Source organism: Vibrio sp. SSH13-20 (genome assembly GCF_040104475.1).
GTDB classification, from domain to species: domain Bacteria; phylum Pseudomonadota; class Gammaproteobacteria; order Enterobacterales; family Vibrionaceae; genus Vibrio; species Vibrio harveyi.
In genome coordinates this window covers 324,229-351,193 of record NZ_JBECOU010000002.1, presented here as the reverse complement: position 1 = coordinate 351,193, position 26,965 = coordinate 324,229, and the positions used below count along the sequence as shown (strand labels likewise).

The following is a 26,965-nucleotide window of genomic DNA, read 5'->3' as shown; positions in this document are numbered from 1 at the left end:
TTCCACCTTATGGGCTAACGATAGGTCTATCGCTTTGGTGACGTAATCACTAGGCTGAGTCGACCCGATTAGCCCAACAAGCTTAGCGCTGCAGATGGTGACTGCTTCGCTTGAGCCAAGATTGAAGTACTTGCTTGTTGAAGGATTTGCGACTTAGTCATTGCCGTTGTTTCCTTCGCGTAGTCAGTATCTTTAATACGGCTGTTAGACGCATTAACGTTCTCGTTAATGTTGTCTAGGTTGCTGATAGCGTGGTTGAAACGGTTTTGGAATGCACCAAGAGACGCACGTTGGCTGTCTACTGATTTTAGTGCGCCATCAATGATAGCTACCGCTTCTTGAGAGCCTGCAACGCTTGTTACGTCGATGTCTTTAACCGTTACGTCTTTTGCGTCACCGAAGCCGATCTCACCCGCTAGGTTACCAGAGAACTCAACGTCACCCGTTACTTTTTGAGAAGAAGCAAATACTTGTAGTTTGCCATCTTCACCAACAGACGCTTTTACATCTTCGCTTTGACCGTTGATGTAAGTCGCTAGCTGCTCAATATCGTCGCCTTGTTTTGCTTGGACAGTAAGCTCTTGCTCTTCGCCTTGCTTGTTGGTGTACGTCATTTTAAGTTCAGTTTTATCGCTCACTGTCCATGACGCATCTTTACCGTCTTCTGCTGCGTAGCTCTTACCACCCATTGCAGAAGTATCAGAACGTAGGTTACCCATAGAAAGCATTACTGCTTCACCAGAGTCCGCACCGATTTGGAAAGATTGAGTACCGTAAGTACCGTTTAGAAGCTTGTTACCACCGAAAGAGGTTGTTTCAGCGATACGGTTTAGCTCGTCGTTAAGCGCTGTTACTTCTTCTTGGATCGCTACACGTTCTGATTTTGAGTTCGAACCGTTCGCAGATTGAAGCGATAGGTCACGCATACGTTGTAGGATGTTGGTAGATTCATTCATTGCACCTTCAGCAACCTGTGCAATAGAAATACCGTCGTTCGCGTTTTTCACAGCCATGTCTAGACCACGGCTCTGTGCGTTCAAACGGTTAGAAATCTGTAGACCTGCAGCATCATCTTTCGCGCTATTGATTTTATAACCCGAAGACAAACGCTCCATTGATTTTTGTTGACCTTCAGCCGCTTGGTTTAGGTAACGCTGTGCGGTCATCGCAGAAACGTTAGTATTAACGTTAATCGCCATAATTGATCTCCTTAAGGCTTTAGTTGATGCACCGTCGTGTCTCTCACCTCACTTAGGTACATCTCATTTCTCTCAGTCCCTTTAACGGCGACCTATAAATATCCTTTAGGAGAAATTTTCAATTTTTTGCGATTATTTTCTTTAGCTTACTGAAATGTGATGAATCTCTAATATTCAATGGGTTGGCTAGCTGCTGGGTTATTAATCCAAAACAGGCAGAAAAAAACCCAGCCGAAGCTGGGTTTACTCGCTCATCTCTCACCACGAGCCAATGAGGTTCTTGCCTTTAGGTTAAAAATTAACCTAGTAGGCTTAGCGCTGAGTTAGGCGCTTGTTTCGCTTGCGCAAGGATTGAGCTTGACGCTTGCGATAGAATTTGTGACTTAGTCATTTGAGTCGTTTCTTTCGCGAAGTCGGTATCTTTAATACGGCTCTTCGACGCGTTCACGTTCTCGTTGATGTTGTCCAAGTTGCTGATTGCGTGGTTGAAACGGTTTTGGAAAGCACCTAGCTCTGCACGGTGGCTATCTACGTATTTCAACGCCGCATCAATGATAGCGACAGATTCTTGTGCGCCACCTACTGATGTTACATCGATGGTATCAACCGTTACTTTCTTACCATCGCTTAGACCTAACTCACCAGAAAGACCGCCAGAAAACTCTACTTCGCCTTCAACTTTGTTGTTACCAGCGAAAACTTGCAGTTTACCGTCTTGGTCTACTGACGCTTTCACTAGGTCTGTTTGACCGTTGATGTAAGTCGCAAGCTCTTCGATATCGTCACCCGCTTTTGCGCTGATGTTGATTTCTTGCTCTTTACCGAAGCTGTCTGTCAGACTGATTTTCAGGTCGTTTTTGCCCGCTTCCACACCCCAGTCTTTATCTTTGCCTTTTTCAGCTTGGTAGCTCACGCCGCCCATCATTTGGTTGTCAGAGCGCATGTCTTTTAGGTTTAGCATCACGGCTTCACCGTTATCTGCACCGATTTGGAAAGACTGAGTACCGTAAGTACCGTTAAGTAGACGGTTACCACCGAATGATGTTGTTTCAGCGATACGGTTTAGTTCGTCGTTTAGTGCCGTTACTTCTTCTTGAATCGCAACACGCTCAGATTTTGAGTTAGAGCCGTTCGCTGATTGAAGAGATAGATCACGCATACGTTGTAGGATGTTGGTTGTCTCGTTCATTGCACCTTCTGCTGTTTGTGCAATCGAGATACCGTCGTTCGCGTTACGAACAGCCACATCCAAGCCACGGCTTTGTACGTTCAAGCGGTTCGAGATTTGAAGACCCGCAGCGTCATCTTTCGCGCTGTTGATTTTGAAACCTGAAGACAAACGTTCCATTGAAGTTTGTTGTGCTGAGTTTGCGTTGTTTAGGTAACGCTGAGCGGTCATCGCTGATACGTTAGTGTTTACATTCACTGCCATGGTGATTTCTCCAATTGATTTTCCGATGTAGCGGTTTCCGACGTCTCGGAAAACCAAGTAGTTCTCTCAAAGTTACTTTTATTAACGGCGCATACCCTGATTTCTTTAGGAAAAAATTTAGATATTTTTTAAAAAATTTCATTTGGAGGGGTAATCGTGACGAAGCAGATAAAAAAGCAAAAAAACTTCAAATTATCGCTAAAGCTTCTTTTCTCGCTGTCGATACAGGCTGATTTTGTCTTGAAATTACGAAGTAGAATGCCTTAGCCAAGTAAGGTTAAAGCAAGGTTTGGGGCTTGTTTTGCTTGTGCAAGAATAGAGGTGCTTACCTGCTGCAGAATTTGTTGCTTCACCATTTGCGTGGTTTCTTTGGCGTAGTCAGTATCTTGAATGCGACTGTTCGATGCTGCTAGGTTTTCGTGGATATTATCCAGATTATTGATCGCATGATTAAAGCGATTTTGATACGCACCTAACTCAGCACGATGGCTATCAACGTACTTCATCGCAGTATCTAGGACGGCCACGGCTTGTTGCGCACCACCGACAGACGTAATGTCGATGTTATCAACCGCATCGTAACCTTTTAGCTGTAACCCCAGTTCACTCGCTAAATCACCTGAAAACGATAAAGTGCCTGAAGTTTCTTCTCCAGCCATAAATAGCTGTAGCTGACCTTCTTCATTCACAGATGCCGTAACTTTGTCCGTCTGACCATTGATATAAGTCGCAAGCTCCTCGATATCATCACCAGCTTTAGCATTAATTTGGATGGTTTCCGTTTCACCAAAACGATTATTAAATGACATGCTAAGTTCATTTGCACCATCTTTTACTTGCCAATCAGAACTTGCGCGTCCGTTTGCAATATAACTAAAACCGCCCATCTCAATGCCATCACTGCGCATCGACTTTAATTCTACTTGTACCGCCTCACCTGACGCTGCACCAATTTGAAATGCTGATTTACCAAAGCTGCCATTCAACAGTTTTCGCCCACCAAAAGAGGTAGTTTCTGCAATGCGGTTTAGCTCATCGTTAAGTGCAGAAACTTCTTCCTGCAGTGCTGTACGTTCTGCTTTGCTATTTGAACCGTTAGCAGATTGGAGCGACAAATCACGCATGCGCTGCATGATATTGGTCACTTCATTCATCGCGCCTTCCGCTGTTTGCATGATGGAAATGCCGTCGTTCGCGTTACGCACGGCAACATCCAAACCACGCATTTGCGATTGCAAGCGGTTGGAGATTTGCAGGCCCGCAGCGTCATCCTTTGCACTGTTAATACGCTTCCCTGAAGACAAACGCTCCATGGATTGGTTCAGCATGTCAGTTGCACTGGTCAAATGACGCTGTGCGACAAGTGCTGCCACATTGGTATTAACGGTGATCGCCACAAATATTGGTCCTAAAATTAAGGCTTTGAATACTTATCGACCAAATTAAATAAAGGTTTAGTGTTTTTTGAGAAAAGAGATGGAGAAATAAAAATGCGGAGCGTTATGCTGATAGGTCAGCGTAAACAATAAGCTTACGCTGACTGTGTAGGATTAGAGTGCTTCTGCCGGCTTGGCAGATTTACGCGTAAGGTCTTTTGACGTCTCTTGCGTCGTAATATGGTCGTATTTCTCGGTCAGATGGTCCTGAATTTTTTGGTGGTAAGCACCGTTGAGTTTGTAGAAGCGGAAGTACACAACCAAAGCGATAGCGAAGAAGAACGCTGGCAGCCCAACCATGATGCATTGCATGCCAAAGACGGTTTCAGGGCTTTGTTCCATGTTCGGTACATAATCCACTGCGGTCAGTGCGATACCAATGAAGAAAGCCGCAAAAGCTGAACCTGCTTTAACCACCAGCGTTTGTACTGAGTAAGCAATACTCTCGCAGCGTGAACCTAGCTTGTACTCACCGTAATCCACTGTATCCGCCACCATAATGACGTTCAGCACCCAAAATAGCGCCGTACCGATTTGCAATAACACGCCCGCTGTAGAAATCAGCAGAATGCTTTGTTTGTCGTACATGCCTACGTAGATAAGGACTGCACTGCCTAAGATTGGGAAGCTAGACGCACATGCCCATAACACTCGACGTGAAAACATTTGCGCCAATTTAGGGAACAACACCAGTGTAATTAGGTTCGCGATACCAGCGTAAGCCATGTAGTAAGGGAAAAGTTCCTCATTTCCGACCACATACGTGAAGTAGTAAACCGCAAATGCTGTGATGATGTTGGTTGCGAGGTTGTATGACAGTGCCATACAAAGCACGCTCGTTAACTGGTCATTTTTGTAGATAAGCGAGAGGAGCTTCTTCAGTGAGACTTTTTCTTCAGGTTTCGTCACGTCAAGGTTGCTAGTTGAGTAACGCTCTTTCACGTTACGTAACGTGATATACGTTGAGACAAGGAAACAACCGACAAGCAAAATCGCAAACACTTGGAAGCCAAATCCTTTGTCGTCGCCACCGACATAATTGACGAACGGCATTGCGATAGCGGCGGTAACAATCCATGCGAGACTAGCAAAGAATCGAGGGTATGGCACAAGCTCTTCACGCTCACGTTTGTCCAGAGTGAGTGTTGGAACCAGTGACCAGAAAGGAATATCCATTAAGGTGTAGGTCATGCCCCATAAAATGTAAGTCACTGCTGCATAAGCAATAAGCCATGGTCCTTCGATGTGATGCGCGCTAAACAGCATGAGCAACACCACTGAGTTGGTGATGGTGCCAATTAAAATCCAAGGTTTAAATTTACCCCAACGTGTGCGGGTATTGTTCACGATCCAACCCATAATTGGGTCATTCACTGCATCCCAAATACGCGCAATTAAGAAGATGGTTCCCACCACGGCAGCCGAAATACCAACAACATCGGTGTAGTAGAACATCAAGTACATGTAAACGATGGTGATAGCGAAGTCTTTACCAAATGCGCCAAAGCCGTAGCTTAGCTTGGTATTCATAGAGATACTCATTTGTTACTCCTTACGCCCCCTCATCGAGAAGGCGCAGTATATTCACGTTATTGTCGTTTTTATTGATATTGGTTTTGTGATTCAGGATTTACTGATGCACCCACGCTGGCAACCAACCTTCGTGTGCTTCAATCAAGTCATCAACAAGGGCATAAATCTCTTCGAGTCCAAGCACTGCCGCGGTATGAGGATCAAGCATGGCAGCATGATAGATACGATCTCGGTTCTCAGTGAGGATGGCTTCCGTCAGCAAAGTCTGAACATTGATGTTGGTCTGCATTAATGCCGCTAAGTGATTTGGTAATCGACCAGCTTTGATAGGTTGAATGCCGTTTGCGTCCACCAGACAAGCCACTTCCACACAACAACCTTGTGGCAAGTTGTCAATTAACGCTTCATTCTTCACGTTGCCGTAGATAACACTTGGCGTGCCTGTCCAAATCGAGTTCATGATGGTGCTCGCGTATTCATGCGACTCTTTGACGGTGATTTGATCCGCGTTTTTGAAGTCTTCGAGGTCTTTTTTCCAATCAGCAATTTGTTCTATACAACGTTTAGGATATTCATCAAGTGGCACTTTATAACGTTCAATCAGATCTGGGCGATTTGGTTTGATGAAATATGGGGTGTATTCAGAAAAATGTTCTGATGATTCCGTCACAAAGTAGCCCAACTTCTTAAACATCTCGTATCGGACTAGGTTGGTGCAGCGACCGTTGTGATGCAAACCCGGCTTCGGCGCTTTACCTGATTCAAATGCCTCAAGCAAATCAGGATAAATGTCGACATATTCCCCCTGCTCGTTTTTCTTTTCGAGTGTCAGGTAGTAAGCCATATGGTTGATGCCTGCACAGGTGTAACGAAGATCTGAATATTCGATATCAAGGTCGCGAGCCAGCTCCTCCGCCGTCCCTTGCACGGAATGGCACAAGCCCACTTGTTTGATGTGAGGGTATTTCTCATACATCGCCCATGTGTTCATAGCCATTGGGTTAACGTAGTTGAGCATGGTGGCATTTGGACACACTTCAGTCATGTCTTCACACACGCTCCAAAGGTGAGGAATAGTGCGCAGTGAGCGCATGATGCCGCCTGGACCTAATGTGTCGGCGATGGTTTGCTCCAAACCGTGACGCTTACAAACCTCAAAGTCCATTACAGTGCATGGCTCATACCCACCGATTTGGAATGCGATAACGACAAAGTCTGCGCCTTGCAATGCTTCTTTTTGGTTTAAGTGGCAAGTGATAGTCCCCGTCGCACCGGATGATTCCATCAACTTGCTTACTACTAGGTGTGATTCCTCCAAGCGGATTTCATCAATATCCATCAAGGCAATTTGCGCCCCTTTGAAGACCGGCTTATGGAACACATCGCCAAGAATGTTCTTCACAAAAATCGTAGAACCCGCACCGATGAATGTGATTTTAGGGCTTTTCATAGTTGAATCCTTTTTGCTTTCATACTTTTGTTTCGATGCATTTAAGTTACACCTGCCGCAAGACCGAATTCGTCTCAGATAAACCAATCACTCTCCCGTTTCCTAATATTTAAAATCAACCAATAAAAAATCTTAGGAAATGGGATATTTTTGTATAAATCACGGATAAAGAAGGTGGGAAGATACGCTGAGGCTAGTTATTACGGCGATTTAAGTCACATAACCAAAATCTTACAAAACAGAGTAATCGGTGTTTTTGAAGCTGTTCTGAGTTTTGTTTCAACAGATTTAGTACAAATAACTTATACAGTTTCCTAAGAGGTGGGCGATGGCGAAGGTAGAGTCCAAGGCAGAGTTAGATACATTGAAAGTGGTGATTCAAGATAAGTATTCTTCCGAAACGGTTTCTGTAAGCCCACTTTCGCTGTACTCATCCTATGAAAAAATCGATATCGAGCTTAGACCGCCCCACTCTATGCCGGGTTATCACTGGCACGGACAAGTAGAGGTCAACATTCCTTTTGGTGATGATGTCGAGTACATCATTAATGGCAGTCCAGTCGTGGTGAAAGCAGGCTCGATAGGATTGTTTTGGGCGTCAGTTCCTCATAGGCTCACCAATCCGGGCAAAAGTCATAATATGGGGATCATCAATATTCCGATTCACCACTTTATGTCTTGGACGCTAAATCGAGACTTCGTCAATCAGATCACCCATGGTTGTGTGCTGCAATCAAACGCCAGTTCATTAGTCAGTGAGTTTGAGTTAGCACGCTGGGCAGAAGAAATAAACCACTCTTCGGAAAGTCGCCAGCAATTAGCGATTGATGAAATTGGCTTGATGTTAAAAAGAATGTGTTTAGATGGCTGGCAACAACTGAGTATCAATCGACAAGAAAAATCGACCAAGAAAGGCGTCTCCAAACACTCGCAGTTTTACGTCAGTCAAATGCTGGAATACATTGCCACCCATCATAACCAGCCGGTCACGATAAAAGACATAGCAGAGCACATTGGGCTGCACACTAACTACGCGATGAACGTGTTCCAACGAACCATGCAGATGACCATCAAGCAATATATCACGGCAATGCGGATTAACCACGCCAGAGCACTGTTGAGTGATACTGACCGGACAATTTTAGATATTGCTTTAACGGTAGGTTTTAATTCTAGCAGCCGATTTTATGAGACTTTTCAGAATTATATTGGTGTAACGCCAACGCAATATCGCAAGAAGTCACGCGAAGATCATCGCTGGAGCAGTCACAGTACTAGCCCACTTTACGAACTAGAGAAAGGCGCTATTGATGGCAAAAGACCACTGACGGTCCGTTAGTCTTATCAGGCAAGAATGAGGGGAAACAAAAAAGGCAGATCACTCTGCCTTTTTAATCATTGGAGGGTTGGCGAAGAATTACTTAATCGCCAATTCCGCTAGCATTTCTTGTGAAGGAGCGAAGAAATATGCACCTGTTACTGCTTTGGTGAAACGAAGCAGTTGGTCAGTCTTACCATCGGTAACACCGTACATGCTCTCTAGCATCACTTTGATGTTGTGGATAGTGTTGCAATAAGAGATGAACAGAAGACCATGTGCGCCAGTTACTGTGCCGTACGGCAAGCTGTGACGAACGATCTTAAGACCTTTGCCTTCTTCTTTGATGTCTACACGACCTACGTGAGAAGCCGCTGGCACGTCTTCTAGCTCAATAGAATCTGGCTTAGTACGACCAATGACTTTCTCTTGTGCAGATACGTTCAAACGGTTCCATGCAGGCAAGTTGTGCTCAAAGCGTTGAACCATCACGTAGCTACCACCAGCGAAAGCGCCGTCTTTGATCAATGCAACGTCAGCACGCGCATCACCTTTCGGGTTTTCTGTGCCATCAACGAAATCCGTCATGTCACGAGCATCTAGGTAACGGTAACCGTAAGTTTCATCCACTACCGTCACATCTTCTGCAGTTTCAACTAAGAATTTACGCAGTACATAGAAGTGCAAATCGTGACGAGTTGAGTGACAGTGAATCAAGACATCTACGTCTGTTGCTGGCGCAAATACGTCACCTTCCCCCAACTCAGGGAAGTCGATCAACTCTTCTGGCATTTGCATGTTTAGGTGCTGCCAAAAAGATTTCGTGAATGCGATAGAAATCGTTAAATCAGCACCTGGTTGGTTCGCATTGAGCTCATTTACTAGCTCAGGTAGCGCTTTTAGTTTTGCCAGTACGTTTTCACGGTTTTGGTTCACTTTTAACTGAGTGTAAAGTGCAAATGGTCCTGCTTCAGGCACAATCGCCGTTTGAGCTTGTGACATTGAGATATCCTCTATACATTGCCCCATGCGGGAATTATTGTTTTTAATTTTTTGATGGCTGTTCTTCTTTGTGCTCAACTTGTGGCACGTTAAAGCAGTCTTTTACCCATCTTCCATTTAGAAGATAGATCATAAACCAAGTTAACAAGGTAATTGTGAGCGCATTCGCCCAATTGAATACACCATGTTCGAGGTAGACATGATACATGGTCTGAGCCAGTTGAATACCGCACAAGATCAAAGTCATGGCACGACCATGCTGGGTAATTTGATTCACCCACCCTCGCTCTGGATGCCGCAAGCCCATTAACCACATCAATAATAGACTTGGGATACCCATCGATAGTCCGAGGTATAACGTATTAGAATCGGGGTACACAATCGATAGTATCTTGCTACCGCTGTCTCTACTCACTCCTGCCATGGCAAACACCACCCAAGAGCGCGCTAGGAACATCCATCCTAGCCATAACATAATCGGCGCTTTTAAAAATCCATGAGCGTCATATTGATCAAATGAGTAACGCACAATCTCGTCTTCTTAGTTTCATAAAAACGCCACTTTAACCGATCGTTTCAGAGTTGCAACCTAGCAAAGCTGAGAACTAAAGTTCATTTCATCATCGTACGCAGGTAAACTAGGTTTAGATTTACAGCGACGTCGATAAGAAACATGAAAAAGAAAAACACAGCAGCACCCGTTCCTTCCCAAGAAACGCAAACTGAAGCGATGAAGATTGCAAAGTCCACTCAAAAACCCGGTCAAACGAAAGAGCAAACCAAACTGATTGCTCAGGGCATTGAGAAAGGCATCGCGCAGTATAAAAAACAGCAGAAAGAACGCAATCGACAAGCAGACAAAGCGAAGAAGAAACAACAGAGAGAAAAACAGCGTCAACGTGATGACGTCGTTGAACAAGAATCAGCAAATATTGAAGCACCAACGAGCAAGCCAGCTGTATTACCTTGGGCACTATTGGTTCTGAGCTGGATTGGTTTCGCGGCTTACATCATGATGGGGAAATAATATGCAGCGTTATGTGATGATAGGAGGCATCGCATTGGCTTTGATGGGTTGTTCGTCACCATCAACGCTACCAACGGCATCAAGTGATGACGTTCAGATTCGCTTTGATAGCCAGTTCAATCCGGATCAATGCGAGTATTTAGGTGAAGTCACTGGCAGCGAAGGTCACTGGTACAGTTACTTGTTCTACACCAATGACGCCATGATGCATGGAGCCATGGTCGACCTAAAAAACAATGCAGTATTGCTCAATGCCGATACGGTTTACATGATCGCCCCACAAGACTTTGCTACTTCCTTCAGTGTGCTTGGTACTGCCTACCGCTGCCAATAAGCGTTTCCCAGACGTAAAAAAAGCCAGCAATTGCTGGCTTATGCACGAAATCCAAGACTGCTAGCGATATCTCCCTCTCGCTCAAGAACCCATTGACTGTCAAAAGGTCCCCAATCCGAAAGTTGGTAATAGCCGTCGTTATGACGTCGACCATCTTGAACGAAGATGAGTTCGATGCCGATCCCCGGTAATGCCTTGAGTACATCTTGAATAGTACGACGAGGCCACCCCGTTCTTTCGATCAATTTTGGTACATTTGGCCTTTCTAGGTTTTCCACCAACAAGGCCAAATATAGCCGCCTTGCAAAAACAGGACTCAATTCCATTGACACCTCCTAAAATTGTGCTGATTCATTATTTCTTTTTTGCTCAGCAAGATGTTGCGTTTGATCAATAACTCGACTTTTCCGTGCTATTTAGCCAAGTTTTTTATCATTCTTATCGCTGTTTGGTGGAGGAATGAACGACTGAGCACGGTCCAATAGAGCACTGACCTGTGAAATATTCGCCGCATGATTTTGTCACAGTGGTTGCTTCTTGATAGGATGCTTGAACAGCCAAAAACAATGCAAAATCGGGCGTTCCATAGCGCAAACCGATAAGTAAAGCACAAAGAGAAAAGGAAATAATATGACGATCACCATGTTCGGCATCCCAAACTGCGACACGATTAAAAAAGCCAAGAAATGGCTAGAAGCGGAAAACGTTGCTTTTGATTTTCACGACTACCGCAAACAAGGTATCGATACGGCAATGGTGACTGAATTTTGTAACGCGCTGGGTTGGGAACAAGTACTGAATAAACGTGGCACGACTTTCCGACAGCTGACTCAAGAACAAAAAGATTCTCTTAACGAAGAAAACGCAATCGCGCTGCTAGTAGAAAACCCAGCGATGATTAAGCGCCCAATCTTGAAAGTTGAAGACCAACTTCATATTGGTTTCAAAGCAGACCAATACGCGACCATTTTTAACTCTTAATTAAAGGAACAATCAAGGATGACAGACAGTCCAGTACTGGCACTCGCTAAAGACCTGATCAGCCGCCAGTCCGTAACGCCTGAAGATGCAGGCTGTCAGGAAGTAATGATCGAGCGACTAAAAGCGCTTGGTTTTGAAATCGAAGTGATGGTGTTTGAAGACACAACAAACTTCTGGGCTCGCCGAGGTACAGAAGCACCACTGTTTGCTTTCGCCGGACACACAGATGTCGTGCCAGCAGGCAAATTGGAGCAATGGAACACACCTCCTTTTGAACCAACCATTATCGACGGTTACCTTCACGGGCGTGGCGCAGCAGACATGAAAGGCTCTCTAGCTTGTATGGTGGTCGCGGTTGAACGCTTTATTGCAGAAAACCCAGACCATAAAGGTTCGATTGGCTTTTTGATCACTTCAGACGAGGAAGGTCCTTTCATTAATGGCACCGTTCGCGTCGTTGAAACGCTCATGGCTCGTGGCGAGAACATCGACATGTGCATCGTTGGTGAGCCTTCAAGCACTGAAGTTGTGGGAGATGTAGTTAAGAATGGTCGTCGTGGCTCAATCACGGGTGATTTAACGGTAAAAGGAACACAAGGTCACGTGGCGTACCCTCACCTTGCTAATAATCCGGTTCATCAATCACTATTAGCCATTCATGAACTTGCTACGACAGAATGGGATCAAGGCAACGATTACTTCCCACCGACAAGCTTCCAAATCCCGAATGTCTCTGCTGGTACTGGTGCATCGAATGTGATTCCTGGCGAATTTAACGTGCAGTTCAACCTGCGCTTTAGCACAGAACTCAGCAACGAAATCATTGTTGACCGCGTGACCCAAACACTCGACAAACACGATTTAAACTACGGTCTGAAATGGACATTCAATGGTGACCCGTTCCTCACCGATACTGGAGCATTGCTTGACGCAGTCGTTGCTGCCGTCGATGAAGTCAACAGCACGAAGCCTGCGTTGCTCACCACTGGCGGAACGTCTGATGGTCGATTTATCGCACGCATGGGCGGTCAGGTGGTTGAGCTTGGTCCGGTGAACGCGACTATCCACAAAGTGAACGAATGTGTAAAAGTCGATGACCTTGAGAAATTAACGGACATGTACCAAAACACGTTGAAACACTTACTCGCACAATAGTGTCATAACGAAACATGCAACAATTAACGAGAGTGCCATGACGCCAGAGCAACTTACCGGAATGACCGATTCCCACCTGCAATCCACATTAGTGGGTCAAAAAGCCTTTCTGCTTCACCCTGAAGTGGCTGACGACTTACTAAACATGATTGAAGCCGCCACACAATCAGGCTTTAAGATGGAAATCGCCAGTGGGTTCCGTGACTTTAACCGTCAGAAAGCAATCTGGAACGGTAAGTTTGCAGGTGAACTGAAGATCCTCGATTCCGATTCGCAACCGCTCGACAAAACTCTACTCAATGACGAAGAAAAGCTCACTGCGATTCTTCGTTGGTCCGCCTTACCCGGAGGCAGTCGCCATCATTGGGGGTGTGATTTTGATGTTTATGCGCGTAACTTATTACCCGCCGATACACAATTACAATTGGAACCATGGGAGTATCTCGAAGGTCATCAGCGTGCTTTCTATCAATGGTTAGTCGATAACCTCGATAGCTTTGGGTTCTTTTTCCCTTATCAACAAGACTTAGGCGGTGTCGCCATCGAACCTTGGCACATCAGCCACAAATCTGTAGGGCAACAATGCCTGTCATTGTTAACACCAGAGTTGCTGAAAACTCAGTTAATTCAGCAAAATCAGATCGACAGCATTGCAGGGATGGATGTCATATTGAATAATTTGGATAAGGTTATCACCCAATTTATTCACAACATCACGCCGCCGGAGGCTCTATGATCGAAATTCTCACCAACCCCTGGGTCATTATCATCATAGTGCTCAGTATCGTGGTTGGTAACATTGCTGCGCTTAAGTACACCGCAAAAATGAAGTTTGGTCAGATGGATAAAAGTCGAAAAAACGATTTAGATAAGCTGAACGAACTAGACAAAGAACGCTATGGAGAGGAAAGCGAGAAGAAAGACGAAAATCGCTAATCTCTCGCACTTGATGCACTCTTCAACATTTGACATCAAGTAAGCAATCAAAAAGGGACCATTGCGGTCCCTTTTTTACTATTCAAATCTACTTATTTGTAGCGAAGTTAGTCTTTCACAACCGCAGCCAGTACTGGCGCAAGTGATTTCAAGAACTCTTCTTCTACTGGCTTACCAGACGAATCTGTAATGTTGATAGAAGTACGGTTACCTAGATCACCAAGCAAGAAGGTGTAAGTACCAGAGTTTAGATCGATTGGCTTAACACCAATGTCATTCCAGAACGCATCATCCGGTGACGCGTATTTCGCAGTCACTGTACCTTGCGACTGACTGCGCTCTTCAATCTTGAAGCCCATCTTCGGCATGATATCAGGCAGACGGTTCCACACGACATTGTATTGTGCACGAGCAATGATAACTGGCAGACCACTGCGGTCTTTACCCATGGTAATTGGGATGTGTTTCACTAGCTCTTGTGCTTTACGTTGCGCTTCTTCACGTACGTGTTGGTCGTAGCGTGCCGTTACCAAGTTGGTCATGAACACGTTGTAACGCTCACGGTTGGTACGTGTCACTTCTTTGACTTGGTTGCCTTCACGCCAGTCAATCAAGCTTACCTTGAAGCCATGACGACCATTCATCTCACCGCGAGTAATCTCGTAGCGGCTGCCGATTTCCATCTCTTCATCAGGAGAGTTCCAAGTCACCCAACCTGTTTCGATGCGGTTATCCGTTTGGCTTTCAACTGGGATCTTGTTCTCTGCAACCATCTCTTGAACGGTCTTCCAAACTTTATCCAGTTCATCCTTACGAAGCAGCCATAGTGTTACTTCCCCGTCGCTACTGCGATCTAGGCGAGCACCAGGGATCAATTCCAATACTTGCTGAGGCGGACGAATATCAACATCTTTACCAATACCACCAGCGTAGTTTCCTTCAGGAATACGGTAGTTCGGGTAAAACTGAGGTTGAGCACCTGCCGGTACACTCCACTCTTCAAGAGCAGGCGTGTTCAAATACTCGAAGTCGTCCTTTGCTTGACGACGCTGATTGGCACCACCTGAACAGGCAGTCAATACGAATACAGCTAGTGAGCTTAACACTAACTGGCTTGAAAGCTTCATTTATACTCCTAAAACACTGAGGGCTTTACCACCCTCAGCATGAACTTCAATCCTAGTAAATACCGGCGTCTGTTAGCGCTTGTTCCACAACTGGCTGCGATTTTTCAGAAAGTGGGGTTAAAGGAAGACGCAGCTCACCCTCTTCAATCAAACCAAGCTTATGTGCTGCCCATTTCACTGGGATCGGGCTTGATTCAACAAATAGGTTTTTATGCAGAGTCATCAGACGATCGTTGATCGCTTCTGCTTCTTCAAACTTACCTTCACCTGCCAAATGGAACATGTCTGCCATGTCTTTAGCCGCGATATTGTTCGTTACTGAGATAACGCCGTGACCGCCTAGTTTAACAAATTCTAGACCCGTCGCATCATCACCACTTAGTAAGATAAAATCTTCGCCACAAAGTTCACGGTGAAGTGCAATTCGGCTTAAATCACCCGTCGCATCCTTCAATGCCACGATATTATCAAGCTTTGACAGGCGTGCCACTGTCTCAGGCGACATATCTACCGCAGTACGACCCGGTACATTGTACAAAATTAGAGGTACATCACTCGCTTCTGCGATTGCTTTGTAGTGTTGGAACAAACCTTCTTGAGTTGGTTTGTTGTAGTAAGGCGTTACACTCAGGAAGCCTGCAATACCAGAATCAGCCAATAATTTGCTAAATGTAACTGCTTCGTGGGTTGCATTTGCTCCCGTACCAGCAATCACTGGGATACGACCGTTTGCGAATTCAACGGTTTTATTTACGACCTTTACATGCTCTTCAATGGTTAGAGTCGCTGACTCACCAGTGGTGCCAACTGCAACAATACCGTCTGTACCAGCTTCAACATGGTACTCAACAAGCTTTTGTAGACTATCAAAGTCTACTTCACCATCTGCTTTTAATGGTGTAATCAGCGCTACGATACTTCCTGAAAACATGTTTATCTCCCTCATTTAACTCTTTCTGCATGGTACTGTAATGCGATTGAAAAACACAAGAGCGTAAACTCGCTTACAAAGTACAAATGAATGAATAATTATCAGTTGTTAGAGGTCTAGCAACTAAAATGTGAATTTTGTTCTCAATCCTAGCCATTCTGATAATCGTGTTCGTTGCAGCAAGGATTTCTCACCGCTTTCAATTAGGCGCGGAATATACTCTCTCGCCGAGAAGCTCAAGTCAGCGTTGAGTGAATTAATAGTGCACGCAATCAGCAAACTGTTCACTAAATCAACAAAGCGTTTTAACAAGTTTAAAAAAAGAACTGACTCGACATTTCTACTCCATATCTGTGCTAACATCTCTCTATTGAAGAAAGGACAAGAAGCTCATTTATGAAGCAACATCTGGTACTTACAGCGGTTGGAACGGATCGTCCGGGCATATGTAACCAAGTGGTTAAGCTCGTCACACAAGCTGGCTGTAACATTGTCGATAGCCGTATCGCTATCTTTGGTAACGAATTTACCCTTATCATGCTGCTTACTGGTAACGCCAGTAATGTCACTCGTGTCGAAACGCAATTGCCACTTCTTGGGCAAGAACACGACCTCATCACCATCATGAAACGCACATCAGCCCATGAGTTGCTCGATAACAGTTACACCATGGAAGTGTTTATTGAATCAGAAGACCGCATCGGTTTAACCGAGAAGTTTACGCAATTCTTTGCCGATAAACAGATTGGCCTACAATCACTTAGTGCGCAAACAATCAGTAAATCAAAGATCCAGCTGGATGCCGACCAATTCCACATTGCAATCACCGCTTCAGTAAGTGCAGATTGTAACTTGATGCAATTACAAGAAGATTTCGATGAACTTTGTAACACGCTCAACGTACAAGGTTCTCTGAATTTCATTAAAAACAATCTATAAGTAAAGGAAATAATGATGAATACGCTGACAGCAGGCACGCCAGCGCCAGCCTTCTCTTTGCTCGACCAAGATGGCAACACCGTTTCTCTCGGTGACTTCAAAGGTAAGAAAGTACTGTTTTACTTCTACCCAAAAGCGATGACACCAGGTTGTACGACTCAAGCAAAAGGTCTGCGTGATGTAAAAGCAGAACTAGACGCACATAACGTTGTGGTATTGGGGGTGAGTATCGATCCAGTAAAACGTCTAGGTAAGTTCATTGAACGCGACGAGCTAAACTTCACGCTACTTTCTGACGAAGACCATGCCATTGCTGACCAGTTCGGTGTTTGGGGCGAGAAGAAGTTTATGGGTAAAGTCTACGATGGTCTTCACCGCATCAGCTTCTTGATCAATGAGGAAGGTGTTATCGAACACGTGTTCAACAAGTTCAAAACCAAAGATCACCATGAAGTGGTTGTGAACTACTTGAAAGAAAACGCGTAAACCTAGTTTTCAATCAAACATCAAAAAGCCCAGCGATCGCTGGGCTTTTTATTGGATTCAATTTCTATTCTTGTATTGGTTCGCTTTCTTCCGTACTTGGTAGCGCGTTCCATACTGCTTTTACAAGCGTCGCCAATGGGATAGCGAAGAAGACCCCCCAGAAGCCCCACAAACCACCAAATACCAACACGGCAACAATGATCGCTACTGGGTGAAGGTTAACCGCTTCAGAGAACAGTACCGGAACCAACACATTACCGTCTAGCGCCTGAATAATGCCGTAGGCAACAAGTAACCAATAGAATTGAGGCGTTAAGCCCCATTGGAACAAGCCGACAATCGCGACCGGAACCGTCACCGCAGCCGCACCGATGTACGGGATAAGCACTGACAAACCCACCGCTACAGCAAGCAATGCAGAGTAGCGCAGGTCAAGAATCGCGAAAGTCACGTAACTCACGCCACCTACGATCAAGATTTCCAGCACCTTACCACGAATATAGTTCGAGATTTGTTCGTTCATCTCGTGCCATACTTTGTTCGCCAGCTTACGGTTCTTCGGTAAGATGCCACTTGCCATGCTGAGCATCTCATCTTTGTCTTTTAGTAAGAAGAACACCAATAATGGAACAAGAATCAAGTAAACCGCTAGCGTTGCTAAACTCACTAGAGAAGCCAGTGAGCCTTTTACGACGCTCTCACCTAAGCCAATCGCTTGGTTCTTCGCGTTAGTCACCACGGTTTCAACAATTTCTAGGTTCGCCAGCTCAGGGTAACGTTGCGGCAAGGTTGCAATGAACTTTTGTAGTCCAGCATACATGTTCGGAATATCGTTGATTAAGTTGCCCACCTGAGTCCAAATGGTCGGCACTAAACCAAATACCGCGATCAACATTAAGCCAATAAAAATCAGTATGACAGTGATGACAGAAAACGTACGTGGGATACCCAAACGGCACATCTGCGTTACTGGCCATTCAAGTAAATATGCAAGAACAATAGCCACCAGCAATGGCGCAATCAAATGCCCGAAAAAGTAAATTGTAATAAAGCCGAACAGCAGTATCGCCACGAGGCTCACTGCATGTGGGTCTGAAAAGCGTCGCTTATACCAACGACTTACCATTTCAAGCATCGTACGAAGATTCCTTATTGAATACGGTCAAAGTGAAGTGTTCAGGAGAAGCTTGGCAATCCACTGTGTAGCCTTGGTTACGCAAATACTTCACGATATCGTGCTTAGAGCTTTTATCCACCACTTGAATAACAAGCTGATGATCTTGTTGTGTTTCTTCCGGAAACACCTCAGCAGCGTGACGCTTGGCAAGTAACAGTGCCATAGGGCAGCGTTCCTTACGCAAATCAAGTAATATGGATTCCATTGTATTGCTCTGCACTTGTGATAGGGTTGTATTGTAACGGCTTTTTGAGCTGGTGCTAGCATTTCTCACATGATTTAAGAGTAGACGCGCAGGACTTTTAGATTGACAATTTACGAAACCAATTCGTTTATCTTCGGTCTTATTGCTAGCATATTCATCCCATAAGGATGACCATAAAGTCTGTGCTGATGTTGAATGGATTTCGCCCCTCAAGCACACACTCGGTATTTTGGAGAATCTTTAAACCGTATGTTAAAACGCACTCGCTCGCTAGTTTGTTTATGCCTTGCTGCTGCATTGAGTACACCAACGCCAGTTTATGCCAATAGTCCCGACCTCCCAGATATTGGTACGGCAGCCGGAGGCACTCTAACGATAGATCAAGAGTTGATTTATGGTGACGCCTATATGCGTATGCTTAGAGCCAGCAAACCTATCGTCAATGACCCTGTTATTAACGAGTACATCGACTCACTGGGTCACCGTTTGGTCGCGAATGCCAATGACGTAAAAACCCCATTCCACTTTTTCATGATCCGAGATCGCAACATCAACGCTTTCGCTTTTTTTGGCGGCTACGTTGCCCTGCACTCAGGTCTCTTTCTCCATGCCCGCACTGAAAGTGAGTTAGCCTCCGTTGTTGCTCACGAAATCGCGCACGTTACTCAGCGCCACCTTGCACGAAGCATGGAAGAACAAGCTCGTCGTTCACCAGCAACCATGGCAGCACTTGCTGGCGCTCTTCTGCTTGCGATAGCCTCTCCTGAGGCTGGTATGGCAGCGGTGACGGCAGCAACCGCTGGCAATATGCAAAGCCAAATCAACTACACTCGCTCCAACGAGAAAGAAGCAGACCGCTTTGGTATCGCGACACTGGCAAAAGCGGGCTTTGATGCACAAGCGATGCCACGCTTTTTTGGTCGCCTAGCGGATGAATATCGATACGCGAGCAAGCCGCCACCAATGTTGCTCACTCACCCGTTGCCTGAAGATCGTATTACAGACAGTCGTGCTCGTGCTCGTGCTTACCCACCAATGCGGGTGATGCCTTCTATTGATTACCATTTAACCCGAGCTCGCATTGTCGCACGTTATGCCGGAATTGATGGTCAAGCAGCAATGAGTTGGTTTGACCGAACTCAAAAGAAAGCCTCACCTGATATTGTGCCATCATTTGATTATGGTCGAGCCTTGGTACACCTAGACAACAAGCGTTTGAGTGAAGCGGAACCTTTATTGAAAAAGCTCCTTCAGCAAGACCCAGGTAACCCGTTTTATCTGGATGCAATGACCGATCTTTATATTGCTCAAAAGCAACCACAAAAAGCAGTGGATATGTTGAGTAGCGCACTCAAACGCAACCCACAAAACAAAGTTCTGACCATCAACTATGCAAACGCATTACTTGAGGCGAAAAAGGACCAAGAAGCGGTGCGTATTCTGCAGCGCTACACACACGATAACCCAGAAGACACGAATGGCTGGCACCTGCTTTCACAAGGCAGTCATGCGCTGGGTAAAAGTGATGAAGAACTCGCCGCACGTGCCGAAATTTTGGCATTGCGAGCCAACTGGAACAAAGCCATCCAGTATTATAGTGAAGCAAGTAAAATTGCTAAGTTAGGTAGCTTACAACAAGCTCGATATGACGCTCGTATCGACCAACTGATGATCCAAAGAGATCGATTCATGGCATTACAATAACGAAATGGAGAAAACCATGTCAGTCGTGATTTATCACAACCCTCGCTGCTCAAAGAGCCGTCAAACACTTGAACTGCTTGAGCAAAATGGCGTAACACCGGAAGTGGTTAAATACCTTGATACACCGCTTAATGTTGAACAACTGAAAGCGCTTTATGCTCAACTTGGTTTCTCTTCCGTACGCGAAATGATGCGTACCAAAGAAGACATCTACAAAGAGCTGGCACTGGGAGAAGCCTCTGTCAGTGATGAGCAACTGTTCGAAGCGATGGCACAAAACCCGAAACTGTTTGAACGCCCAGTAGTAGTTACAAATGGGAAAGCAAAAATCGGTCGCCCACCAGAACAAGTTTTGGAAATTCTGTAAATGGATTGCCAGATCCTCATTTTGTATTTCAGCCGTCATGGCTCGACAAAACAACTGGCAAGACAAATAGCAAGAGGAGTCGAGTCGACTCCTCATTGCGAAGCGATTTTACGTACAGTTGAAGAATTGTCACCTCACTCACATACCCCTTCTGATCCAATTGCTACTCTAGATGAGTTGAAGCAGTGCGATGGTCTCGCGTTTGGCAGCCCAGTTTGGTTTGGCAACATGGCAGCGCCGCTCAAGCACTTTTGGGATCAAACCACACCTTTGTGGGTGAATGGCGACCTTATCGATAAGCCAGCTTGTGTGTTTACCTCATCGTCTTCCATGCATGGTGGTCAAGAAACCACGCTACAAAGCATGATGACCCCATTATTGCATCACGGCATGATGGTATTAGGAATCCCTTATTCAGAGCCAGAACTGCACACCACGCAATCAGGAGGCACACCCTATGGTGCAAGCAGTGTAGGACAAGAGCCAAGTCTCACGGCAGAAGAGATTCGTCTCGCACAACAATTAGGAAAACGACTGGCAACCACAGCGAAAAAGCTCAAAGGAAGTCAGTAAGCTCAAGGATAAGTAAATCGATGTCTGACATTATTGACCAACCACCTCTTAGCACACGCACTCAAACCTATCGCTACATGGCGCTGTTTGGCAATTTGGCGTTATTGGCTTGGGTTGCGATTTGGCAACTGGCGTTGTCCCCTCACCCACATCTAAGCAGCACTACATTGGCGATTGCTTGGTGTATACCTCTATTGTTGCCACTTCCTGGTATTTTAGCGGGCAAACCCTACACACACGCTTGGGCAAACTTCGTTCTGATGCTGTATTTCTTGCATGCGTTGACGATTTTGTATGTTGACGATGGTGAGCGTTGGTTGGCCGCAGTAGAGTTGCTCCTTACCTCACTCGGCTTTGCAGGTAACATTTTGTTTGCCCGAGCACGTGGTAAAGAGTTGGGTCTGAAGTTAAAACGCTTATCTCAAGTCGAAAAAGAAGAAAAAGCGAAGTTCAATAAATAGAAGCGAAACAATTACAGGGACATGGCGCTTCAAGCTGAACCAGCTTCATCACATCTCCAGCCATAGAACCACTAAAAAAAGAGTCGCACTAAGCGACTCTTTTTTGTTTTGAATAAACCTTAACTTAGGTTTTCAACCACATCCGTTTCCAATACTGGCGCGATTTCAGAATCTTGTTCTACTGGCTCGGCTTTCGTGCGAACTGGAGCATTCCATTTGTAGATCAGATCGTACTGCTTTGGCGCTGGTTGTAGTGCAACAGCAGGTGTGATTGATGCCGGCTCAGTTGCCACATTTGTTTCCGTTGCCGTATCGAGCTCAACGACTTGAGCGGTTTGATCTTCTGTTGTTTCCGCTGGCAATTGCGTTGGTTGAACAACTTCCTCAGGAAGCTGGGCTGGTGCTGACGGCTCTACATTCTCAAGCGGGTCTTCGGTAATCTCAAGTGAACGGATAGAAGACGCTTCTTGTTCAAACGCTTGTTGAGATGCCAACAAGTGAATCGTTAACGTCACTTGATTGCCTTGAATTCGTTTGATTTCAGTACCCGCAACTGAGTTTAGCTTCGTCAATGAGTTCTCAAGATTAAAGAAGTCCACCGCTGATGCGACATCTAATACCTTCACATCAATCGCTTCAGATGATTTGCTTGATACCACAACAGCACTCTTCTTCGCGTAGTAGTCTGCGATACCACCCATCATGGCGGAGATTGCATTTGCACCAGACGCTGAGCCACTGCGAGGTGACTGTTGCGATTGAGCAAGTTGCGCTGGTGATTGGTCGTATAGCGTCCAGCGAATTTTATCGCCTTGCACACGCACCACTAGCACAGCATCAACAGGGTAACGCTGACTCGCTTGGCTGATTGGGTCTACAAAGCCCCCCCACAAATCAGACACGTTAACACCCGTAACATCATCAAAGTCCCCCACAGGCATAGTGACTGGTAGACCACGAGATTCAGCCGCAGCGCGTAGTGCAGCAGCACTGGTTGAGTCTGAATGCTCCCAAGTGATCGTACGATCATAGCCCTGCTCTTCTACCATCCAAACTAAGATGTTGGCACGGTTTGGAGACCATAATGGTAATTGCGCTTGAGTCAGTAGCGAACGAATCTGACCACTATTAAACAGCATCTTTAGACTGCTTTGACCATCAAGCTGACCATAACCAAGCTGAGAAATGTAGCGAGAACTTGAACCCACTGCTTTCTTTATTACCGGGTTGCTAAGGGAAGATTGGCTACCTGTCGCACGCACAATCACATCTTGCATACCTTGTTGACGAGCGAGCTCTTCGCCGTCTTTTTGCTCACCGTCGATCGCCACTTCGGCACGATAGATATCTACCTGAGTTAATGCATAAACTGGCAGAGACAACCAACCTATCAATAAGAGAGCTAAATAGCGCATAGTTTTCATAATCCTCTGAACAAGAACCCGCATGATAAGCAACTATCAAACCGTGAGCAAGAAGAGTACTGAGTGAATTGTCTGTATTCTGACCAAGTTAAAACACGTAAGTGAAACTAAACATTCGTCGACCTTATAAATCCACACAAAAGTTTGATCTAGGCAACATTGCAATCGATTGCCAGATGATAAGATTCGCCGGATTTGTCTGCGTATCTTTGAAATAGGGAATTATTATGAAAAACGCGTTACAAGGCGCTCAGATGCTCTTTGTCGCTTTTGGTGCTCTCGTATTAGTACCACTTCTTACTGGTCTTGACCCAAACGTTGCTCTGTTTGGTGCAGGTGTCGGTACTCTTCTTTTCCAACTAATAACTAAACGTTCCGTTCCTATCTTCCTTGCCTCTTCTTTTGCGTTTATTGCTCCTATTATGTTCGGTATCCAAACTTGGGGTATCGGTGCGACTATGGGCGGCTTAATGGCGGCGGGTTTGGTTTATGTCGCGCTTGGTGCGATGATCAAAGTGCGTGGTGTCGGCTTCATCCATAAAATTTTACCACCAGTTGTGGTAGGTCCGGTGATTATGGTCATTGGTCTTGGTTTGGCACCAACAGCAGTAAACATGGCGGTAGGTAAAACCGGTGACGGTGCCATCCAACTCGTAAATGGCGATGCTGCAGTTATCATTTCAGCAGTGTCATTGCTAACGACCATCGCACTGAGTGTATTCGCGAAAGGCTTCCTAAAACTGGTGCCTATCGTCGGCGGTATCTTAGCAGGTTACTCTGTTTCGCTTTTCTATGGTGTGGTTGATTTCACTCCAGTAGCTCAAGCAGCTTGGCTAGCCATGCCAAACTTCACGGCGCCAGAGTTTAACATCAACGCTATCTTATTCATGATCCCAGTTGCGATCGCACCAGCGGTAGAGCACGTAGGAGACATGCTGGCTATCTCAAACGTAACGGGTAAAAACTACCTGAAGAAACCTGGTCTTCACCGCACGATTGCGGGTGACGGGGTGGCAACAATTGCGGCTTCTATGGTTGGTGCTCCACCAAATACAACTTACAGCGAAGTAACGGGCGCAGTGATGCTAACTAAAGCCTTTAACCCTGTGATCATGACATGGGCGGCGATCACGGCAATCGTACTTGCCTTAGTGGGTAAGCTCGGAGCCATTCTACAAACGATCCCTGTTCCGGTCATGGGTGGCATCATGATCCTATTGTTCGGTTCTATCGCAACCGTCGGTCTAAACACGCTCATCAAAAACAATGTGGACCTGCACAAATCACGTAACCTAGTGATCGTCGCAGTAACACTGGTATTTGGTATCGGTGGCATGGCTTTCGGTATTGGCGAGTTCAGCCTACAAGGTGTGAGCCTGTGTGGTATCGTGGCTATCATTCTTAACCTTGTGCTACCACACGATCTTGGTGAAAACCACGTGGTGGATAATGCACAGATGGAAGAAGACAACGCGAAGTAATTTATCGTGCGGCTTAATTGATTTGAGTCGCGCGGTTATCACTTTCATATCTAGCTTCTAGCTTCCACATAGCAGAGACAAAAAAGGCTTGGTTTTCACCAAGCCTTTATTTATTCAATTCAGTAAAAGCAATAACGCTTATTTAGTACCGAAGATCTTGTCACCAGCGTCACCTAGACCAGGAACGATGTAACCTTTGTCGTTTAGCTTCTCATCGATTGCAGCTGTGTATAGCTCAACGTCTGGGTGAGCTTTTTCTAGCGCTTCGATACCTTCAGGAGCAGCGACAAGAACAAGTACTTTGATTGCCTGACAACCTTTCTCTTTTAGAAGATCGATAGTCGCGATCATCGAACCACCTGTTGCAAGCATTGGGTCAACAACTAGAGCAATACGCTCATCGATGTTAGAAGCAAGCTTGTTAAAGTATGGTACTGGCTCTAGTGTTTCTTCATCGCGGTAGATACCAACAACACTGATACGCGCGCTTGGCATGTGCTCTAGAACACCATCCATCATGCCTAGACCTGCACGCAAGATTGGCACTACTGTTACTTTTTTACCCTTGATTTGGTCAACTTCTACAGGACCATTCCAACCTTCAATGGTTACTTTCTCTGTTTCAAAGTCTGCAGTCGCTTCGTAAGTAAGTAGGCTACCGACTTCTGTCGCTAACTCACGAAAACGCTTCGTGCTGATGTCACCTTCTCGCATTAGACCGATTTTATGTTTTACTAGAGGGTGTTTAACTTCAACAACTTTCATTTCCATCTCCGGCTTTATTGGCAATATTTAAACAAACCTTCAGATTATACATGATTTTTGCAGGGATATCAGGATAGATCACTAAAGAAAAAAACCGACGCAAACGTTTGCTATCTGTATTTAACCACTGGTAGAATAGCGCCGTTTTCATATCCAACTTAAAAACCGAGGACTTCCCTGTGAGTGGTAACAACTCTTCTCTTAGCTATAAAGACGCTGGTGTAGATATTGATGCAGGCAACGCGCTTGTAGATCGTATTAAAGGTGCGGTTAAGCGTACTCGTCGCCCTGAAGTGATGGGTGGTATCGGCGGTTTTGGCGCATTGTGTGAACTACCAACTAAATACAAACAGCCTGTACTGGTTTCTGGTACTGACGGTGTAGGTACAAAACTTCGCCTAGCGCTGGATATGAACAAGCACGACACTATTGGCGTTGACCTAGTGGCAATGTGTGTAAACGATCTAATCGTTCAAGGTGCAGAGCCATTATTCTTCCTAGATTACTACGCGACAGGCAAACTGGATGTAGACACAGCGGCAGACGTAGTTTCTGGTATCGCTGATGGCTGTGTTCAAGCAGGCTGTGCACTTATCGGTGGTGAAACCGCTGAAATGCCAGGCATGTACGAAGGCGAAGACTACGACGTTGCAGGCTTCTGTGTTGGCGTAGTGGAAAAAGAAGATGTGATTGATGGTACTAAAGTAGCTGCTGGTGATGCACTTATCGCAGTTGGCTCTAGCGGTCCACATTCGAACGGTTACTCGCTTATCCGTAAGATTCTAGAAGTTTCTGGCGCAGATAAGAACGAAGAGCTAGCAGGTCGCACTATTGGCGAACACCTTCTAGAACCAACTAAGATTTACATCAAATCAGCACTTAAGATGATTGAGAAACACGATATCCACGCGATCTCTCACATCACTGGTGGTGGTTTCTGGGAAAACATTCCACGCGTACTGCCTGAAGGAACCAAAGCCGTTATCGATGGTAACAGCTGGGAATGGCCAATCATCTTCAAATGGTTACAAGAGAAAGGCAACGTTGAAACACACGAGATGTACCGTACGTTCAACTGTGGTGTTGGTCTAGTCGTTGCACTACCAAAAGACCAAGCGGACGCAACAGTTGCACTTCTTAAAGAAGAAGGCGAAAACGCATGGGTGATTGGTGAAATTGCTCAAGCAGAAGCCAATGAAGAGCAAGTCGAAATCCAATAACTTGCGAATCAAGCTCAAAAAATAAAAAGAATGGGGATGTTATCCCCAAATAACTTCTAAATGCTGGTTCAGCGAGAATGAATTGGTTTGTAGGCGCGACAACGATTTGAAGATCTAGTGGTTCTAAATCAAAAATCGTTAACAAAGTATACAAGCCAATACAGCTCGCCCTTCGGGAGCATGTCACCAATACGATTTCATCGTCAAACAACTTGGAAAAAGCTTACTATTCCACTGCGTTGTTTTCCTTGAACTAGAATTGGTGACAAAGCTCTGAATCCAGCCTAATGAAGTCATTTGGG

At 45.4% G+C, this 26,965-nt stretch carries 29 protein-coding genes; 15 read left to right on the top strand and 14 right to left on the bottom strand.

Going from position 1 to position 26,965, the window contains the following annotated elements:
• Window positions 1-68 precede the first annotated feature (68 nt).
• The 5 genes from ABMY42_RS06810 to ABMY42_RS06790 form a co-directional block, all read right to left on the bottom strand.
• Window positions 69-1,199: a flagellin gene (locus tag ABMY42_RS06810; RefSeq protein ID WP_005448343.1), complete on the bottom strand. Its 1,131-nt coding sequence runs from the start codon at window positions 1,197-1,199 to the stop codon at window positions 69-71.
• A 298-nt stretch (window positions 1,200-1,497) separates the two neighbouring features.
• A complete protein-coding gene (locus ABMY42_RS06805; protein ID WP_005447265.1) occupies window positions 1,498-2,631 on the bottom strand; it encodes a flagellin in 1,134 nt (377 codons plus the stop codon).
• A gap of 263 nt (window positions 2,632-2,894) precedes the next feature.
• A complete protein-coding gene (locus tag ABMY42_RS06800; RefSeq protein ID WP_199479491.1) occupies window positions 2,895-4,028 on the bottom strand; it encodes a flagellin in 1,134 nt (377 codons plus the stop codon).
• Between the two features lie 153 nt (window positions 4,029-4,181).
• On the bottom strand, window positions 4,182-5,609 hold the full coding sequence (gene melB / locus ABMY42_RS06795; protein ID WP_050935929.1) for a melibiose:sodium transporter MelB: 1,428 nt from the start codon (window positions 5,607-5,609) through the stop codon (window positions 4,182-4,184).
• Between the two features lie 88 nt (window positions 5,610-5,697).
• Window positions 5,698-7,050 carry an alpha-glucosidase/alpha-galactosidase gene (locus ABMY42_RS06790; protein WP_281187714.1) on the bottom strand — a complete coding sequence of 451 codons (1,353 nt, stop codon included), beginning with the start codon at window positions 7,048-7,050 and terminating at the stop codon, window positions 5,698-5,700.
• 328 nt (window positions 7,051-7,378) lie between these two features.
• Here ABMY42_RS06790 and melR point away from each other — a divergent pair, with 328 nt between their 5' ends.
• Entirely contained in the window at window positions 7,379-8,389 is a 1,011-nt protein-coding gene (melR, locus tag ABMY42_RS06785) for a transcriptional regulator MelR (RefSeq protein WP_017189301.1), read from the top strand.
• 78 nt (window positions 8,390-8,467) lie between these two features.
• Here melR and ABMY42_RS06780 read toward each other — a convergent pair whose 3' ends face one another.
• Together ABMY42_RS06780 and ABMY42_RS06775 are read right to left on the bottom strand one after the other, a co-directional pair.
• Window positions 8,468-9,370, bottom strand: a complete 903-nt coding sequence (locus ABMY42_RS06780) for a Dyp-type peroxidase (protein WP_005445353.1) — start codon at window positions 9,368-9,370, stop codon at window positions 8,468-8,470.
• A gap of 43 nt (window positions 9,371-9,413) precedes the next feature.
• Complete coding sequence (locus ABMY42_RS06775; RefSeq protein ID WP_005445352.1) at window positions 9,414-9,899, bottom strand: DUF2919 domain-containing protein; 486 nt, start codon at window positions 9,897-9,899, stop codon at window positions 9,414-9,416.
• 144 nt (window positions 9,900-10,043) lie between these two features.
• On the opposite strand from ABMY42_RS06775, the gene ABMY42_RS06770 reads away from it, so the two are divergent.
• On the top strand, window positions 10,044-10,397 hold the full coding sequence (locus ABMY42_RS06770; protein WP_009703444.1) for a DUF2956 domain-containing protein: 354 nt from the start codon (window positions 10,044-10,046) through the stop codon (window positions 10,395-10,397).
• Window position 10,398: 1 nt separating this feature from the next.
• Entirely contained in the window at window positions 10,399-10,731 is a 333-nt protein-coding gene (locus tag ABMY42_RS06765) for a DUF4156 domain-containing protein (protein ID WP_005445350.1), read from the top strand.
• A gap of 38 nt (window positions 10,732-10,769) precedes the next feature.
• Here the strand turns inward: ABMY42_RS06765 and ABMY42_RS06760 are convergent, their stop codons facing one another.
• The gene (locus ABMY42_RS06760) at window positions 10,770-11,057 is read right to left on the bottom strand and encodes a helix-turn-helix domain-containing protein (RefSeq protein WP_005445349.1); all 288 of its coding nucleotides are present in this window, start codon (window positions 11,055-11,057) and stop codon (window positions 10,770-10,772) included.
• A 304-nt stretch (window positions 11,058-11,361) separates the two neighbouring features.
• Here ABMY42_RS06760 and ABMY42_RS06755 point away from each other — a divergent pair, with 304 nt between their 5' ends.
• From ABMY42_RS06755 to ABMY42_RS06740, 4 genes are read left to right on the top strand one after another with little or no spacing between them, the layout of a single operon-like run.
• A complete protein-coding gene (locus ABMY42_RS06755; protein ID WP_349266151.1) occupies window positions 11,362-11,712 on the top strand; it encodes an ArsC family reductase in 351 nt (116 codons plus the stop codon).
• Between the two features lie 18 nt (window positions 11,713-11,730).
• Window positions 11,731-12,867 carry a succinyl-diaminopimelate desuccinylase gene (gene dapE / locus ABMY42_RS06750; RefSeq protein ID WP_349266150.1) on the top strand — a complete coding sequence of 379 codons (1,137 nt, stop codon included), beginning with the start codon at window positions 11,731-11,733 and terminating at the stop codon, window positions 12,865-12,867.
• Window positions 12,868-12,904: 37 nt separating this feature from the next.
• A complete protein-coding gene (locus tag ABMY42_RS06745; RefSeq protein ID WP_005445346.1) occupies window positions 12,905-13,603 on the top strand; it encodes a M15 family metallopeptidase in 699 nt (232 codons plus the stop codon).
• Window positions 13,600-13,803, top strand: coding sequence for a DUF2897 family protein (locus tag ABMY42_RS06740; protein ID WP_005445345.1), 204 nt, complete (start codon window positions 13,600-13,602; stop codon window positions 13,801-13,803). Before ABMY42_RS06745 ends, ABMY42_RS06740 begins: the two co-directional genes overlap by 4 nt.
• 107 nt (window positions 13,804-13,910) lie before the next feature.
• Here ABMY42_RS06740 and bamC read toward each other — a convergent pair whose 3' ends face one another.
• Entirely contained in the window at window positions 13,911-14,930 is a 1,020-nt protein-coding gene (gene bamC, locus ABMY42_RS06735) for an outer membrane protein assembly factor BamC (protein ID WP_005445344.1), read from the bottom strand.
• 52 nt (window positions 14,931-14,982) lie between these two features.
• Window positions 14,983-15,861 carry a 4-hydroxy-tetrahydrodipicolinate synthase gene (gene dapA, locus ABMY42_RS06730; RefSeq protein ID WP_005445343.1) on the bottom strand — a complete coding sequence of 293 codons (879 nt, stop codon included), beginning with the start codon at window positions 15,859-15,861 and terminating at the stop codon, window positions 14,983-14,985.
• A 396-nt stretch (window positions 15,862-16,257) separates the two neighbouring features.
• On the opposite strand from dapA, the gene ABMY42_RS06725 reads away from it, so the two are divergent.
• Together ABMY42_RS06725 and bcp are read left to right on the top strand one after the other, a co-directional pair.
• Window positions 16,258-16,800, top strand: coding sequence for a glycine cleavage system protein R (locus tag ABMY42_RS06725; protein WP_005445342.1), 543 nt, complete (start codon window positions 16,258-16,260; stop codon window positions 16,798-16,800).
• A gap of 15 nt (window positions 16,801-16,815) precedes the next feature.
• Window positions 16,816-17,286: a thioredoxin-dependent thiol peroxidase gene (bcp, locus tag ABMY42_RS06720; protein WP_005445341.1), complete on the top strand. Its 471-nt coding sequence runs from the start codon at window positions 16,816-16,818 to the stop codon at window positions 17,284-17,286.
• A 64-nt stretch (window positions 17,287-17,350) separates the two neighbouring features.
• On the opposite strand, the gene ABMY42_RS06715 is transcribed toward bcp, so the two are convergent.
• Window positions 17,351-18,421: an AI-2E family transporter gene (locus tag ABMY42_RS06715; RefSeq protein WP_005445339.1), complete on the bottom strand. Its 1,071-nt coding sequence runs from the start codon at window positions 18,419-18,421 to the stop codon at window positions 17,351-17,353.
• The gene (locus ABMY42_RS06710; protein WP_009700286.1) at window positions 18,414-18,668 is read right to left on the bottom strand and encodes a sulfurtransferase TusA family protein; all 255 of its coding nucleotides are present in this window, start codon (window positions 18,666-18,668) and stop codon (window positions 18,414-18,416) included. The genes ABMY42_RS06715 and ABMY42_RS06710 overlap by 8 nt, the downstream gene beginning before the upstream one ends.
• A 249-nt stretch (window positions 18,669-18,917) precedes the next feature.
• Between ABMY42_RS06710 and ABMY42_RS06705 the strand changes: the two genes are divergently transcribed.
• The 4 genes from ABMY42_RS06705 to ABMY42_RS06690 are packed head-to-tail and all read left to right on the top strand — an operon-like array spanning window position 18,918 to window position 21,773.
• Window positions 18,918-20,372 carry a M48 family metallopeptidase gene (locus tag ABMY42_RS06705; protein WP_005445335.1) on the top strand — a complete coding sequence of 485 codons (1,455 nt, stop codon included), beginning with the start codon at window positions 18,918-18,920 and terminating at the stop codon, window positions 20,370-20,372.
• A 16-nt stretch (window positions 20,373-20,388) separates the two neighbouring features.
• Window positions 20,389-20,739, top strand: coding sequence for an arsenate reductase (glutaredoxin) (arsC, locus tag ABMY42_RS06700; RefSeq protein WP_199451447.1), 351 nt, complete (start codon window positions 20,389-20,391; stop codon window positions 20,737-20,739).
• Entirely contained in the window at window positions 20,740-21,312 is a 573-nt protein-coding gene (gene wrbA, locus ABMY42_RS06695) for an NAD(P)H:quinone oxidoreductase (protein WP_005445329.1), read from the top strand. It abuts the gene before it with no gap.
• Window positions 21,313-21,332: 20 nt separating this feature from the next.
• Window positions 21,333-21,773 (top strand): DUF2069 domain-containing protein, encoded by a 441-nt coding sequence (locus ABMY42_RS06690; protein WP_009698621.1) that lies wholly within the window; start codon window positions 21,333-21,335, stop codon window positions 21,771-21,773.
• Window positions 21,774-21,892: 119 nt separating this feature from the next.
• Here the strand turns inward: ABMY42_RS06690 and ABMY42_RS06685 are convergent, their stop codons facing one another.
• Window positions 21,893-23,188 (bottom strand): DUF2066 domain-containing protein, encoded by a 1,296-nt coding sequence (locus ABMY42_RS06685; RefSeq protein ID WP_009698622.1) that lies wholly within the window; start codon window positions 23,186-23,188, stop codon window positions 21,893-21,895.
• A 236-nt stretch (window positions 23,189-23,424) separates the two neighbouring features.
• Here ABMY42_RS06685 and ABMY42_RS06680 point away from each other — a divergent pair, with 236 nt between their 5' ends.
• Window positions 23,425-24,678: a uracil-xanthine permease family protein gene (locus ABMY42_RS06680; RefSeq protein ID WP_005433047.1), complete on the top strand. Its 1,254-nt coding sequence runs from the start codon at window positions 23,425-23,427 to the stop codon at window positions 24,676-24,678.
• 138 nt (window positions 24,679-24,816) lie between these two features.
• On the opposite strand, the gene upp is transcribed toward ABMY42_RS06680, so the two are convergent.
• Window positions 24,817-25,443, bottom strand: a complete 627-nt coding sequence (gene upp, locus ABMY42_RS06675) for a uracil phosphoribosyltransferase (protein WP_005445324.1) — start codon at window positions 25,441-25,443, stop codon at window positions 24,817-24,819.
• A gap of 179 nt (window positions 25,444-25,622) precedes the next feature.
• On the opposite strand from upp, the gene purM reads away from it, so the two are divergent.
• A complete protein-coding gene (gene purM / locus ABMY42_RS06670; RefSeq protein ID WP_349266149.1) occupies window positions 25,623-26,663 on the top strand; it encodes a phosphoribosylformylglycinamidine cyclo-ligase in 1,041 nt (346 codons plus the stop codon).
• Window positions 26,664-26,965 lie beyond the last annotated feature (302 nt).